The following is a 14000-nucleotide window of genomic DNA, read 5'->3' on the forward strand; positions in this document are numbered from 1 at the left end:
TCGCCACCAACTCGTCGAGCCGCCGCAGATCTGTCGCCGCCTCTTGCTCCGCGGCGACGGCTGCCTCTGGGGTCTCTGGGAAGAGCAAACGCGAACGGAGCAGGACGAGGCGGGTGGCCATGACGAGCCAATCGGCCCGGCACTCGATCGGGACACGATCCCGCAGTTGCTCGAACGCCGCCAGGAACTGCTCGACAAGAAGGAGCATCGACATCCGGCCGAGGTCGATCCGCTGCCGCTCGACCAGACCGAGGAGCAAGTAAACGGGTCTCCCTCAAAGGGTGGGCAAACATGGGGTACTGTCTTCAAGTGCCTGGCTGGGCATATCGATAATGGCCTCGTATTACAAAGGAGTGTCGAAATTCAGTCGGGATTTTGGGCTCGGGGTTAATGCGCAGGAGCACAGGAGGAGCTGGAGCACACGAGCGATCAGCGGAGAATGCGCGGTCTGCGAGTCCCTAGCATGACGACGCGGATTTTAATCTTTCTGACAAGACGCTTTGACACAGGGCAAATAGTAAATGTTGCAAATTCAATGCTAGAAAAATCCAGCCAGAAATTTGAAGATCTCGGCGACACCTAGCATCAGCCCTCACGAAGGCGAGTCAGACTTCGTCGATCAGCGTTACAATTAGATCCAATCGTTCACCTGAACATGATTGGTAGGATGATGATGCGGCATCTAGTTTGTAACGTCGTCTGTTTTAATTACAACAAATCTGGCACAGCAACATGAGCCTTCCGGACACCACACGTCGGACCATTCTCGGCACTGTTGCAACCTTGGCAGCCTTACCCACAGTGTCGAGAGCAGACATCTCTGAGCCTGATGCCGTATCTGGGGGCTTGGGTCTTCAGAATGTCACGCTTCAGGTGAATGGGCAGCAGTTTAGGGTTACTCTGGAACCAAGAGTTTCGCTTCTCGACGTGCTCCGCGAAACAATTGGCCTGACAGGCACTAAAAAGGGCTGTGACCACGGCGCCTGTGGCGCCTGCACTGTTCATGTTGATGGTAGGCGCATTGTGTCCTGCCTGACGCTAGCGGCCCGCTGCAAAAGCAAGAAAATCGTCACGATTGAGGGTCTTTCGAACGGTGGCGATCTTCATCCGGTTCAAGCTGCGTTTCTGCATCACGATGGATTCCAATGTGGATATTGCACACCCGGCCAAATCATGTCCGCCGTGGCATTGATCCAGGAGGGTCACGCAAGTTCAGCTGACGAGATCCGCGAATGGATGAGCGGCAACATCTGTCGCTGCGGCGCCTATCCGAATATTGTGGCCGCTGTTCAAGACGCGTCGGGCAATGTGACTGAGGGAGGGTGAGATGCAAAATTTCTCAATCACCAGCCCAAGTAACCTTCCTGCTGCCGCAGCCGCGGGTCAAAATTCTGACACTGCGTTTATTGCAGGCGGCACCGACATGATGCAGCTGTTGAAAAATAATGTCATCACACCCAGCAAGCTCATCGATCTGGAAAAGCTTAGCTTATCTGAAATTAAGAGCGAAAATGGCGTGCTGCGGCTGGGCGCCATGGCGACGATGGCCGATGTTGCAGCGCATCCGGTAGTGCGACAGAATTGGCCCGCAATCTCTCGAGCTCTTTTATTGTCGGCCTCACCGCAGGTCCGTAACATGGGCACGATGGGCGGCAATTTGTTACAACGTACACGGTGCCTATATTTCCGCGATACAGGCTTCGCCTGCAACAAGCGCGCACCGGGCAGCGGTTGTCCAGCGATCCCCGGCGACAGCCGTGATCTTGCGATTCTCGGGACAAGTCCGCATTGCATTGCAACGCATCCCTCTGATCTGCCGGTAGCCCTGATGGCGCTTGATGCGGAGTTAGAGTTGTTGACGCCTGAGGGCACAACCCGCCGGATGTCGTTGTCCAAGTTCTACCGATTGCCAGGGACAACACCGCATATAGAGAGCAACCTTGAGGCAGGCCAAATCATAACAGCTGTCATTTTGGCCGACCAAGCGATCGGTCGCCTCTCAACGTATCTAAAAGTTCGCGACCGTACAAGCTTCGCCTTCGCGCTCGTTTCTGCAGCCGTGGCGCTCGATATTGAAGATGGCTTGATAAAGAATGCGCGCGTCGCCCTGGGGGGAGTCGGCACGATGCCCTGGCGGGTACACCAGGTGGAACTTGCACTGTGCGGGCAAAAGCCGAGCGATCGCGTATTTGAATTAGCCACGCTCCGGATCGGAGAAGGCGCTCAGACCACAGAGATGAACGCCTTCAAGGTGAAGCTCGCGCAGAGGACGGTTGTGCGTGCCTTACAAGCAATCTCCGCCTGAGGACCGCAACATGTATGTTGGACAAGGTGTCGATCGGCTAGATGGCAAGGAGAAAGTCATGGGAGGTGCCAAATACGCCGCAGAATTCGAATTGCCTGACATGGCGCATGCCGTGCTAGTGCAAAGCACGATTGCCGCAGGCAAGATCTTAGGCTTCGATCTTATTGCCGCAAAGGCAATGCCTGGCGTTCTTGTGATCATCACGCCAGACAATGCAGAGAAACTTCATAACTTGAAACCTGCGCAACAGAAGGTCACCTATCCCCTTCTGCAAAATGCAGACATCAAATTCAACGGGCAACATGTCGCCGTTGTTGTGGCAGATACCTTTGAGCGGGCGACAGCCGCCGCGGCCGCCGTTCGCGTCCACTATCGGGCTACTAAGGCAGTCACCACGATGGACCAGGCCTTTTCTGAGTCCGTCACCCCTAAAAACTTCTCCAACGGTCGTGCTAAGCCGGACAGTCAGATTGGTGAAACGTCTCCGATCCTGCCGTCCGGCACGCTTCGCGTCGAGCAGATTTACACAACACCGATTGAGCATCACAATCCGATGGAACCGCACGCGACCATCGCGCACTGGTCTGGCGAGCAGCTGACTGTCTGGACAGCAACCCAAGGCATTAGCGGGGCACAAAAAGCCCTCTCATCGTTATTCGGTCTCAAGCCACAGAACGTGACAGTGATATGCCCTTACGTTGGCGGAGGATTTGGCAGCAAGGGTAATACTTGGCCCCCGGCGGTGCTGGCTGCCATGGCAACGCGTCAGGTCAATCGGCCTGTCAAGCTCGTCGTGACGCGCGAACAAATGTTCACCTCCAACGGCTACCGACCAAGGACAGTACAGCGGATCAAGCTAGCCGCTAATCCTGATGGCAGGCTGCTTTCGGTGCGGCATGACGTTAAGACCCAGACATCAATGCCTGAGGTTGGGGAATTCGCAGAACCTTCGGCCCTTATCACCCGCATGCTCTACTCGGCTCCCAGCATTGGCACCTCGCATCGGCTGGTGCAGGTCAATCACGGGCTGCCGACCTATATGCGAGGTCCGGGCGAATCTTCTGGTGCCTTCGCCATCGAATCTGCGATGGATGAAATGGCTGCCGCCCTCAAGATTGATCCGATCGACTTCAGACTTCGCAATTACGCGGAGCGTGACCCGACCGCTGATCTCCCCTTCGCAAGCAAGGCACTTCGTGAATGTTATGCTCAGGGTGCCGCTGCCTTCGGCTGGGAAAAGCGTAATCCCGCGCCGCGATCCATGCGCGACGGACATATGCTGGTTGGCATGGGTATGGCGACTTCGAGCTACCCTACGAACCGCATGCCGGCGTCTGCCTCCGTCCACCTGACGGCGGATGGATCTGCGCTGGTACGATCTGGCACGCAGGATATCGGTACCGGCACCTACACGACGCTGGCACAAGTCGCGGCGGACGAGCTCGGGCTGCCCCTCGGCAAAGTACGCACGCAGCTGGGTGATAGCCGCCTGCCGCCTGCCCCAGTCTCCGGCGGATCCATGACCTCAGCGAGCGTTGTTCCTGCCGTTCAGGCCGCGGCACAAGGCGTCAAAGCACAGCTTTTTGCGCTGGCGATCAGCCATGGTGGTTTTCAATGGCAAAGCGTTTCGCCAGACGTGCTGACTCTGATCGATAGTGCGGTCGACGGCCCGGCCGGCCGTATCGGGATCGGCCAGCTATTCACCCTCGCGAAAATTAAGCAGCTGAATGCGACCGCCGGCGCGCAGCCGGCTCCGGATGCCAACGATTACTCTAAACACGCCTTCGGTGCGCAATTCGTTGAGGTCCGCGTTGACCCCGACCTCGGCATTGTGCGCGTTAGCCGCTGGGTTGGCGCCTTCGATTGCGGTCGGGTTTTGAACGCCAAAACGGCAAGAAGCCAACTCATCGGCGGCATCATTTACGGTATGGGTATGGCTTTGTTTGAAGAAACCCGTATCGACCGCAACACGGGGCGTATCACCAACGCCAATATCTCAGACTATCTTGTCGCGGTTAATGCTGACGTCCCTGAGATCGAGACGATCATCGTCGACAGCATCGACCCCATAAGCAATCCTCTCGGGACCAAAGGGATCGGAGAACTCCCCATGGTGGGCGCCGCACCTGCCATCGCCAATGCCGTATATCATGCAACGGGCACCCGGATCCGTGATCTGCCAATTCGTATCGAACAGCTTCTGGCGTGATACGCGGTTTAAAAGCGGCCGCATGAAGGCATGCCTAAAACAAAATAAAAATGTTTTTTTTCTTAATGATTTATGACAAATCATGCAGCCCGACCAATTGAAGTCTTTAGCAAATCTGTGACCCTACGTGTCGCTTGATAGGGCTCTGGAGCAAAGTTTTAGTGATGTGGTAATTTCGCAGAATAACAGTCGGATGCGGATGCTGGTCTTGGATGTTTGGTTTCCGGCCGGCATTTTAATCGTGAGATCATCATTCTTTGTATACGGTGGCATCTACGTTTCAAGCTCGGTTTCCGAGATTTGGTAGAGATGATGGAAAAGCGCGGCCTACCGATGGCGCATACCACCATCATGCGATGGGTGCGCCGTTATACACCCGAATTCGACCGGCGCGCGCAGCGCTTCGCCACTCAGGCTGGACGGTCCTGGCGCGTCGACGAAACCTATATCAAGGTCCGGAGCGAATGGGTGTATCTTTATTGGGCGGTTGATAGGTCTGGCCAGACCGGGTGATGCGAACAAAAACTTGGACTCGGTTAAGCCGTAAGTCCGAGGCTCTCTCGGTATTCGATGGGGCTGAGAGAGCCAAGGGATATCTTGATCCGCTTCTGATTGTACGAGCGGATGTAGGAATCAACGACCTGAATAATCTCCTCAATGGTCGTGGTCTTCCAGTCGCGCGGGTAGAACAGTTCCGTTTTCAGCCGTCCGAAAAAGCCTTCGCATGCCGCATTGTGAGGTGAGCATCCCTTGCGAGACATCGAGCGAACCAACTTCCCGTCCCGGATCCTCGATAGCCAACCGGGCCAGCGATAGTGGGCCCGACGATCTGAATGAACGATGGGTCGGGCTTTGCCGCCAATTACCGTCTCAATGGCTGCATCCAGCATCGTATTAACCAGTTCAGCATCTGGATGGGCTCCAATGGACCAGCTGATGACTAGGCCGTCAAAGCAGTCGATAATGGGCGAAAGATATACCTTCCCGGCCGGGATCTGGAACTCGGTAATGTCGGTCAGCCACTTCTCGTTCGGTGCCGCTGCAAGGAAGTCTCGATTGATGAGGTTTTCGGGCGCCGGACTGATCTCCCCCAGATAGGAGCCGTACCGGCGCCGCTTTGGCCTGGCTGCTGGATAGGTCGTGTCCCGGGACGTCGTGTAGGAGGCGGTTAATCAGCCTGCCGGAGCGACCGCCAAGTGTCTGGCGCAGGCAGGCTGATTGGTGGCCATCGCGATGATCTTGGGCAAGGGTTGGGTTGTCGAGACACAACCTGAACCAGAGGACCATTGCGGGTTCCGATGATCGCGGCCACCCATTCCAATCTGATCGCGGCCAGATATTCAGATTTGATAGCGGCCACCTGAGATCGTCTCGGCAGGTCGATTTGGTCATTTCATAATCGCGTATTCCGGATCAAGCATCGGTGCGCTTTTTACGCAGACTTTCGCCCTTCAATTCGATGCGGTGGGCGGTGGATTCTATCTCGAAGTGCGAATTTTGTGGCTTATCAGTCACTTCGCTCTTGGGAGGCCTGCCCCGATGGGAACAGTTTACAGTCACCTCACGCTGGAAGACCGCCGGATCGTATTTCGGCTGAGAGAAGCCAAGCTCGGGGCTTCGGCTATCGCGTCGCGATTAGGGTTTCATCCATCGACGATCTATCGGGAGTTGAAGCGCAACTGGCACAAGGACGTCGAGACGCCCAAAATCAGCGGCTATTATCCGACTGTCGCTCAGAACGCCGCCGCCGGGCGCCGGTATCGCCTAAGCAAGCTGCAACGAGATGACATGCTGGCGGCTAGTATCGTCGCACGCTTGCGGGACGCTTGGTCACCAGAACAGATCGCCGGACGCCTGCGACAGGAAGGCCGCGTTTCTGGCACAGTCTGCCACGAGACAATCTATCAATACGTTTATGGGCCGGCGGGTCGAGCAGCGGATCTTTACCGCCTCTTACCCTCACGTCGCCGGCGACGCCGAGCTCGCTATGCCAGAAAGCCGAGACGCTTGAACATACCGGATGAAAATACAATCAAACACCGGCCGGCTGAGATTGGGCAACGAACCAGCTTCGGGCATTGGGAGTGCGATTTGGTCGGCTTCAGGCTGGAATTCGGCAAACATAAACTGACAACTTTGGTTGAACGCTCCAGCCGCTATCTAATCCTGGCGAGCAATCCAAGCCGTCACTCCGCGGGCATTATGAGCGGCATCTCCGAGCCAGGTCTGTATCGAGCGGCAGAAAACGCCGCAGGCGGCCATTGGTATTTTCAGCTGTTCCTTTTTGCCACGGCGCTTGGGGCGCGCAGAAGTAGCTCGTCAGGCCGAGCTGCTTGTTCAACACGGTATAAGACGCAAACTCGGATCCGCGAGCGTGACGGCGTTTTGGCGCTCGTGCAGGCGCATTACGGCGGCTATGGGCCCACATTGGCCTCTGAGGCGCTACACGAGCGCCATGGGCTGCATGTCCCGCGCGAGACGCTCCGCACCTGGATGCGCGAGGCCGGTCTTTGGCTGACCCGGGTTCAACGTCGGCGCTTTCACCAGTTGCGGCCGCGGCGGGAGCATTTCGGCGAGCTGGTGCAGATCGACGGGTCCGAGCATCGCTGGTTCGGGTCGGATCATCCGACCTGCACATTGCTGGTTTTTATCGACGATGCGACGGGGCAGCTGATGCAGTTGCAGTTCGTGCCGAGCGAGAGCACGCACAGCTATTTTGGCGCTTTGGAGGGCTATCTGACGCGGCATGGCTGCCCGGTGGGTTTTATTCGGACAAGCACACGGTGTTCCGGACTGCCAAACCTGATGCGATTGGCGGTCAAGGCATGACGCAGTTAGGCCGCGCCTTGGCGAAGCTGAACATAGAGATCCTCTGTGCCAACTCATCCCAGGCCAAGGGCCGGGTCGAACGGGCTAACCGCACGCTGCAGGATCGATTGGTCAAAGAGTTGATGCTGGAGGGCATCACGACGATCGCTACGGCCAACGCGCATTTGCCAGATATCATGGCGCGCTTCAACGGCCGGTTTGCCTGCTCTCCTGCCCGGCCTGGCGACCTCCACCGGCCCCTCAAGATCACCCTGTCGCGGTTGAACAATATTTGGTGGGCTATGGTGTAAAAATATCTTGGTATGGCATGCTTGGGCGGGCGCATTGATTTAGGGCTAGCGGGTGGCTAGGTTTCTGGGCGTGGATGCGTTGTTTTCCGGGCGACACGTTGATCGCGAGCTCATCATTCTGCGCTCGCTGGTATCTGCGCTTCAGGCTCAGTTTCCGGGATCTGGTCGAGATGATGGCGGAACGCGGTCTTAAGTTGGCGCACACGACGATCATGCGCTGGGTGCGTCACTGTGTGCCGGAATTTGAGCGACACTGGAACCGCTTTGGCCAAACGGCTGGGGCGTCATGGCGAATGGATGAGACTTATCAAGGTTCGGGGCGAGTGGGTTTATCTGTATCGGGCCGTTTACCGCGAAGGGCGGACGGTTGATTTCCGACTGAGCAGCAGGCGCAATGTGGCGGCGGCCAAGGCGTTTTCCGCACGGCGCTCAAAGGGCAAGGCGCGGCGCCGCACGATCACCCTGGATGGTTATGCGGCTTCACACCCGGCCGTGTGTCTGGCCAACCATGGATAAGTAGCACAATGGGGCCGTCGACAGGCCCTCCAACGTTGTAGGCGATGTCGAGATCGCCAGCTCTAACGATCGGCATTGTCAACTCCAATTGCCCCAACAGGGCGGAATGTGCGGGGCTTCAAGTCACTTCCGAATGGGAAATTCCATTCATCTTAGGCCGCTCTTTTACGAACAACCTCACTGCCATCATGAACGTCGAATCGCTTTTGGGCCGCAGGGGTTCGTCCAATGAAGGCAGAGACGTCTTGCGATCCATTATACAAAACGCCTTCGCGGTTTTTCCCGTGAATGATTTGAATTAGCTTTGGTGCTGGCTCAGAGCCCGATGAAATTGAGAAGATCGCCGGATAGCCGATCCGGCGCAGTTGCAAACAACCCGTGCGGTTCGCCCTCATATTCGATAAATTCTGCGTGGGGAATCGCCGCTGCAGCGGCACGACCGCTCGGAATAATCGGCACTGTCTTGTCACCCGTCCCGTGAATGACAAGAGTCGGCATAGTAAATGATGCCATGTCGGCCCGAAAATCCGTTTTGCCAAAGGCATCCACGCATTCGAGCGTGGCCTTTGGGCTTGCCATAACAGCAAGCTGAAATGTCCAATCGAGCAGCGCGGCGCTCACGGGCCGCGACACGAGGCCGATGCCGTAAAACTGCTTTGCAAATGTCTGCAAAAACTCGAACCGGTCCTGGCGGATATTCGCCTTCATCTCATCGAAGATAGATTCGTCGACGCCCTGAGGGTTGCTATCGTCCTTTAGAAGATAGGGAACGACTGAGGAAATAAGCGCGACTTTCTCGACACGTCCGGCCCCATGGCGCCGCAGATAACGGGCAATTTCCCCGCCTCCCATCGAAAAGCCGACCAATGTGGCCCCAGTGACATTTTGTTCATGAAGCACAGCGGCGAGATCGTCCGCAAAGGTGTCGTAGTTATAAGGGCCGACAGGATGCCCAGATTGCCCGAAACCGCGCCGGTCATAGGTAATGACGCGGTAACCGGCTTCGAGCAATGCCAAAGTCTGATACTCAAACATGTCGCCCGTCAAAGGCCATCCATGGATGAGGACGATGGGCTTTCCTGTGCCCGTGTCCTTGACGTGCAAATTCACGCCGTCGCGAGTTTTAACGAAGGGCATTGTATCGCTCCAAGGCTAAGCGACGTCGCGTGATTCGCGAACCGCGCCGTTTCTAAGCCGCCGATTATCGGCGATTCTTATAGTTTGGGGATGCGAGCCAGCATGGCCGATGGCCCTCGCTCCGAAGTGATGCACCCGATGACAACCTAGCTCATGCAAGTTTTCAAGCTGATGAGGGGTTTATATCTGACGCGGCGCGCTCGATCCGCATGGTTGGAGCCATAGACCGGATCGTGACGGGAATGGATTTGGCAGCAGGGGTTTTACTGCCTTCCGCATAATGGCCAATCGGCAAAAGCAAATTGGTCTCTGGATAGTAAGCTCCGACACATCCAACGGGAATGCCATAAGGAATGATTTTGAATCCTGGCGCTTCCCGATGGTGTCCGTCATTCGACTGGGTGACGAGCGTGACTTCGTCGCCGCCAGAAAGCCCAAGACGCTCAACATCTTCACGGTTCATGAAAACAACCATGCGGCTACCGCTGATGCCGCGAAACCTGTCAGAATAGCCATAGATGGTTGTGTTGAACTGGTCGTTGCTCCGGAGCGTAATCAGTCGCAAAGCATCGGGACCAATCTCGCGCAAGTCCTTGTCTTCTTCGAGACCTTTCGGGGTAATAAAGTTGGCCTTCCCCGTTTTGGTTTTCCATTTACGCTCACGGGCGGGCAATGATCGATGAAAGCCCCCGGGCTCCCACATGCGTTGATCATAATCATAAAACGTCTCGGGATAGGTTTCGCCGATTGACCGACGAATAGTGCTATAATCGGCCATCCAGGCCTTCCAAGGCACCTTAGGATTTGGGTCGAGGGTAGCCATAGCGATCCGCGCGACAACCTCGACCTCGCTTCTTAAATGCCGACTAGCGGCGGGCCGCACACCGCGCGAGCCGTGGATGCAGGACGTGCTATCTTCCATTGAAAGGGCTTGAGGGCCACTTGCACGTTTGTCGATTTCCGTGCGCCCGAGAACCGGCAAGAGATAGGAAACCCTACCTGGCAAGAGATGCGACCGATTGAGCTTCGTCGTGATGTGCACGGTCAATTGGAGCTTACGCCAACAAGGGTCGGTCCGACCTTGATCGGGTATGGCCCGAGCAAAATTTCCGCCCAGCCCAATGAACCCAGCTAGGTTTTCGGCGAGAAGTTCCTCAACCGCCTCGACGGTATTCAAGCCTTTTTCCTGCGGAGGCTCGAAGCCATATTGTTTCCGCAGATTATCGAGCGGCAAAAGCTCCGGCTTCTCCGTAATCCCCACGGTGCGCTGGCCCTGTACATTCGAATGACCCCTGACAGGGCAAATTCCCGCACCCTCCCTGCCAATATTGCCCTTCAGAAGAAGCAAATTGACCAACATCTGCACGGTTTCTACGCCCGCCCGATGCTGTGTCAGACCCATACCGTATATGCCCATGGCCGCGGAGGAGTTGGCGTAGACGGTCGCGGTCGCGGCGAAGGCTGAACGGGTCAGGCCGGATTCGCGCTCTAGATTTTCCCAACTCTCATTTCTTAACCATTGGATAAAGGTCTCGAAGCCATGGGTGTGAATTTTTATGAACTCGTGGTCGAGGATCGGCCTCCCACCACCCGCGCGGGCCTCATCATCCATATTCACCAGCCATTTGCAGATACCCGTCAATGCTGCGAGATCGCCTCCTGCCTTGACCTGATGATATTGGCTGCTGATACGGGTTTCATCGAGGGTGAGCATTTCCATTGGGGATTGAGGATTTGTGAAGCGCTCCAATCCTCGTTCCCTGAGGGGATTGTAGGTGATGATCGGAACACCACGCTGGCTAGCCTCTTCCAAAGCATGAAGCATGCGCGGGCTATTGCTGCCTGCATTTTGGCCGAAGAAGAACAGGCAATCGCATTTTGCAAAGTCTTCGAGAATTGTCGTTCCGACGGGAACACCGATGCTCTCAGGCAGGGCGACCGATGTTGTTTCATGGCACATGTTTGAGCTGTCGGGCAGGTTGTTATTGCCGAAGAGCCGGGCGAATAGTCCGTAGATATAACTGGCCTCGTTTGACGTTCTTCCCGAAGAGTAAAAAACAACCTTCTTTCGATCCTCAATGTCTTTGAGTTGACGGCCGATTTCCGTGAATGCGTCTGTCCAAGATACGGCCACGTAGCGGTCACTATCCTGGTCGTAGCGGAGCGGCTCGGTGATGCGTCCTGCCTGCTCGAGGTCGTAATCCGCCCATGTCAGCATTTTTTCAACCGAATGACGGGCGAAGAATTCCGGAGTGGCACGATGGGTCGTAATTTCCCAAGCCGTCGCCTTAGCGCCGTTTTCACAGAATTCAAAAGGCAAAGGTTTGGCAGGTTTGGGCCACGCACAACTGATGCACTGAAATCCATCAGCCTTGTTCTGGCGCTCCAGAATAAGGGGACCGCTAAGCGGAACGCCTTCGCGACGCAAGATGTCAGCGAGAGACTTCACAGAACCCCAGCCACCCGAGGGACCACGATAGGGCTTGTGTTTGACAGATTGCAAAATCCAGTCCTCCTGCAGCCCATTTTCTGGTGGAATATGGGATTTTCCGACACTCCCTACAAGAGAACGTGCTTGTCCAATCGCATAGCTTTGCCCATATGTGAGAAGCAGAAATGCGTTGAGGAGAGTGAAGTGTCAAATACTCAAACGGCATTCGCGCGTGCTCACCATGTGATAAGCCCGTCGCTTATGCCAACTGCAATCAGGTTTTCTACAAAACTTGAAAATGGCGCCTATCAGTTGGGAGAATTCACAAAGCTTAATCCAAGAACGGCTGTGCTTGGTGCCACGGGTCTTGGCTTTGTCATTGGTTATCTTTTGATTCAGTCACGTCGAGCATTGCGGAACTGATCCACCTTTCGGCGGTCCTGGGACTATTCGCAGTTCCAACTGCAATCTCTGGTTCAACGCAATCGACGAGAATGTGAGAAGAGAGGCCGCACAAAAGCGCCAAGCCAATGTAGAAGCTGCAAACGTCTCCCCAATTACATCGGAACCTCGTGAGTCGCTTTACGTCTTACATTTGGGCCCTGACATTGTCTCGTCTGAGACCGTCGGCTTTGAGGAAGCATACGGGTTGCCCGAGTGGAAATCCGGGCAACCCATCGGCTTCTTTAGATGCGCGCCGCGATGGCTTCGCTCTTTGGAACCTTGAGGTAAACGCGATTGTCCTCGACACGATCGACAAGATCAAACGCAAGAAAATGATGTTGCCGATCCGAAGAATCGGTCCGCGTGAGTTTAATCTGATCATTTTCCAGTTTGTCGACTGTCCCGACATGCTCACCGTCGGATCCAGAAATTTCCATGTGCTCTTTAATGCGAAGTTTTTCAAACATTTCTGTTTTCCTTTTTTATCGACGAGATTACACCGACCGCCGCAACCAAAAGAAGGACGGCTAGCGATCAAGGCCAACCGTATATGGTCTTTCAAAGTCCGAGATTTGAGTTGCTTTTAATAATCAGACTTCAAAGATTGGTGCGTGTGCACAAGTCGACAGAAGTTTTTCTGGTTCGCGCTGATTGGATCACTGTGGGAAAAACTGATCACAAGGGAACGATGCTCAAAAACTAGCGGCATTGTCTCATGATAACAGGGAATCTGACATCAAGGTCTGATCTACTACACAGTCACCCGCGAAATCTTAATCAATTCCATTAGGGGCTGGCTGCGCCGCCCGTTGGTCCATCAGCATCTCCTGCGCCCCCTGCGCCGGATTGGTCGATATTCCCGGAGGCACCCCCTACCTTGTGTGACGATGCCAAATGGGAAGAATCATTCATGGCGCATCCGGCGAGCGCCAGAGCAACGGATACAAATCCAAGCTGAATCGTGCTGCGTAGTTTCATAATAAAGCCCTCTATTTTGGAGATTTGCTTTTGGTGTCACTTCGGATGCCGTTAGTGAGGCACAATTTACCGGGCGTTTTCGGCCCCCAATTCTGCTACCACGGGTTTGCCTAGCCCGGGCTTAGGTCGCCAGAAATTGGATCGCTAGCTCCGGTATATGCGGAGCTCCGATTAGAGCTCCGCTGCAACCTTAGGAAATCGGATTTCCGCCGGTGACCCCGTAAACTTCGCCTGTAACGTAGCTCGATTCCTGAGAGGCCAATAGAACGTAAACGGGTGCGAGTTCGGCCGGTTGGCCAGGCCGTTTCATGGGAACTTCATCCCCGAAATCCGGAATATTCTTGGCTGGTTGACCACCCGAGGATTGCAGCGGTGTCCAAACCGGGCCAGGCGCCACGGCATTGACCCGGATGCCTTTCCCAACGACCTGTTTCGCCAGAGCATGAGTGAACGCCGTTATGGCTGCCTTGGTCGGCGCGTAATCAAGCAGCATGGGCGAAGGACTGTAACTTTGGATAGACGTCGTGTTGATGATAGTAGCGCCCGCTTTCATGTGCGGAAGAGCGGCTTTGCATAGCCAGAACATGGCAAAAACATTCGTCCGGAAGGTCGCTTCAAACTGTTCAGTCGTCAGATCGGCGATATCTTCGACCGCCGTTTGCTTACCAGCGACATTGACCAGAATGTCGATGCCGCTCAAGGCGGAATGGGACTGCTGAACTAAAGTCTTGCAGAAAGCCTCATCCTTGAGATCACCCGGGAGTGTCAGGAATTTCGTGTTTGGCCGGTGCTGTCGAACATTGCTATGCGGCTGCCCGTTTGAGGCGTTCGCCGAACATGACAGCAAACTGAGCCTTTGCC

The 14000-nt window shown here is 55.4% G+C and carries 9 protein-coding genes and 5 pseudogenes; 7 read left to right on the forward strand and 7 right to left on the reverse strand.

The window, feature by feature from the left end:
• Positions 1 to 259, reverse strand: a 259-nt coding sequence (locus ACELLULO517_RS27905; protein WP_227310801.1) for a segregation/condensation protein A, incomplete at its 3' end; no start/stop codon positions are given.
• 473 nt (positions 260 to 732) lie between these two features.
• On the opposite strand from ACELLULO517_RS27905, the gene ACELLULO517_RS27910 reads away from it, so the two are divergent.
• From ACELLULO517_RS27910 to ACELLULO517_RS27925, 4 genes are all read left to right on the forward strand, one after another.
• Positions 733 to 1326, forward strand: a complete 594-nt coding sequence (locus ACELLULO517_RS27910; protein ID WP_227310802.1) for a (2Fe-2S)-binding protein — start codon at positions 733 to 735, stop codon at positions 1324 to 1326.
• Position 1327: 1 nt separating this feature from the next.
• A complete protein-coding gene (locus ACELLULO517_RS27915) occupies positions 1328 to 2305 on the forward strand; it encodes an FAD binding domain-containing protein (RefSeq protein WP_227310803.1) in 978 nt (325 codons plus the stop codon).
• A 58-nt stretch (positions 2306 to 2363) separates the two neighbouring features.
• Positions 2364 to 4514 (forward strand): xanthine dehydrogenase family protein molybdopterin-binding subunit, encoded by a 2151-nt coding sequence (locus ACELLULO517_RS27920; RefSeq protein WP_227310804.1) that lies wholly within the window; start codon positions 2364 to 2366, stop codon positions 4512 to 4514.
• Positions 4515 to 4823: 309 nt separating this feature from the next.
• Complete coding sequence (locus ACELLULO517_RS27925) at positions 4824 to 5027, forward strand: DDE-type integrase/transposase/recombinase (RefSeq protein ID WP_406566305.1); 204 nt, start codon at positions 4824 to 4826, stop codon at positions 5025 to 5027.
• A 23-nt stretch (positions 5028 to 5050) separates the two neighbouring features.
• On the opposite strand, the pseudogene ACELLULO517_RS27930 reads toward ACELLULO517_RS27925, so the two are convergent.
• A pseudogene (locus ACELLULO517_RS27930) lies at positions 5051 to 5641 on the reverse strand (IS3 family transposase); the annotation flags it as partial.
• A gap of 412 nt (positions 5642 to 6053) precedes the next feature.
• On the opposite strand from ACELLULO517_RS27930, the pseudogene ACELLULO517_RS27935 reads away from it, so the two are divergent.
• A pseudogene (locus ACELLULO517_RS27935) lies at positions 6054 to 6671 on the forward strand (IS30 family transposase); the annotation flags it as partial.
• Positions 6672 to 6732: 61 nt separating this feature from the next.
• Here the strand turns inward: ACELLULO517_RS27935 and ACELLULO517_RS27940 are convergent.
• Positions 6733 to 6885 (reverse strand): annotated as a pseudogene (locus tag ACELLULO517_RS27940) (IS30 family transposase); the annotation flags it as partial.
• Between ACELLULO517_RS27940 and ACELLULO517_RS27945 the strand changes: the two are divergent.
• Together ACELLULO517_RS27945 and ACELLULO517_RS27950 are read left to right on the forward strand one after the other, a co-directional pair.
• A pseudogene (locus ACELLULO517_RS27945) lies at positions 6846 to 7615 on the forward strand (ISNCY family transposase); the annotation flags it as partial. The pseudogenes ACELLULO517_RS27940 and ACELLULO517_RS27945 sit on opposite strands and share 40 nt — an antisense overlap.
• 299 nt (positions 7616 to 7914) lie before the next feature.
• Positions 7915 to 8149, forward strand: a pseudogene (locus ACELLULO517_RS27950) (DDE-type integrase/transposase/recombinase); the annotation flags it as partial.
• Positions 8150 to 8464: 315 nt separating this feature from the next.
• Here ACELLULO517_RS27950 and ACELLULO517_RS27955 read toward each other — a convergent pair.
• The 4 genes from ACELLULO517_RS27955 to ACELLULO517_RS27970 all read right to left on the reverse strand — a co-directional run.
• Positions 8465 to 9286, reverse strand: a complete 822-nt coding sequence (locus tag ACELLULO517_RS27955; protein WP_227310806.1) for an alpha/beta fold hydrolase — start codon at positions 9284 to 9286, stop codon at positions 8465 to 8467.
• 163 nt (positions 9287 to 9449) lie between these two features.
• A complete protein-coding gene (locus ACELLULO517_RS27960; RefSeq protein WP_227310807.1) occupies positions 9450 to 11789 on the reverse strand; it encodes an FdhF/YdeP family oxidoreductase in 2340 nt (779 codons plus the stop codon).
• A gap of 614 nt (positions 11790 to 12403) precedes the next feature.
• Positions 12404 to 12628: a DUF2171 domain-containing protein gene (locus ACELLULO517_RS27965; protein ID WP_227310808.1), complete on the reverse strand. Its 225-nt coding sequence runs from the start codon at positions 12626 to 12628 to the stop codon at positions 12404 to 12406.
• 701 nt (positions 12629 to 13329) lie between these two features.
• Positions 13330 to 14000: SDR family oxidoreductase (locus ACELLULO517_RS27970; protein ID WP_227310809.1), on the reverse strand; the 671-nt coding region annotated here is incomplete at its 5' end.

Source organism: Acidisoma cellulosilyticum (assembly GCF_020621385.1).
Classification (GTDB): domain Bacteria; phylum Pseudomonadota; class Alphaproteobacteria; order Acetobacterales; family Acetobacteraceae; genus Acidisoma; species Acidisoma cellulosilyticum.

Coding starts and splice junctions, on each gene's coding strand:
- ACELLULO517_RS27925 (WP_406566305.1), top strand. CDS start 4,824: ATGATGGAAAAGCGCGGCCTACCGATGGCGCATACCACCATCATGCGA.
- ACELLULO517_RS27910 (WP_227310802.1), top strand. CDS start 733: ATGAGCCTTCCGGACACCACACGTCGGACCATTCTCGGCACTGTTGCA.
- ACELLULO517_RS27915 (WP_227310803.1), top strand. CDS start 1,328: ATGCAAAATTTCTCAATCACCAGCCCAAGTAACCTTCCTGCTGCCGCA.
- ACELLULO517_RS27920 (WP_227310804.1), top strand. CDS start 2,364: ATGGGAGGTGCCAAATACGCCGCAGAATTCGAATTGCCTGACATGGCG.
- ACELLULO517_RS27965 (WP_227310808.1), bottom strand. CDS start 12,628: ATGTTTGAAAAACTTCGCATTAAAGAGCACATGGAAATTTCTGGATCC.
- ACELLULO517_RS27955 (WP_227310806.1), bottom strand. CDS start 9,286: ATGCCCTTCGTTAAAACTCGCGACGGCGTGAATTTGCACGTCAAGGAC.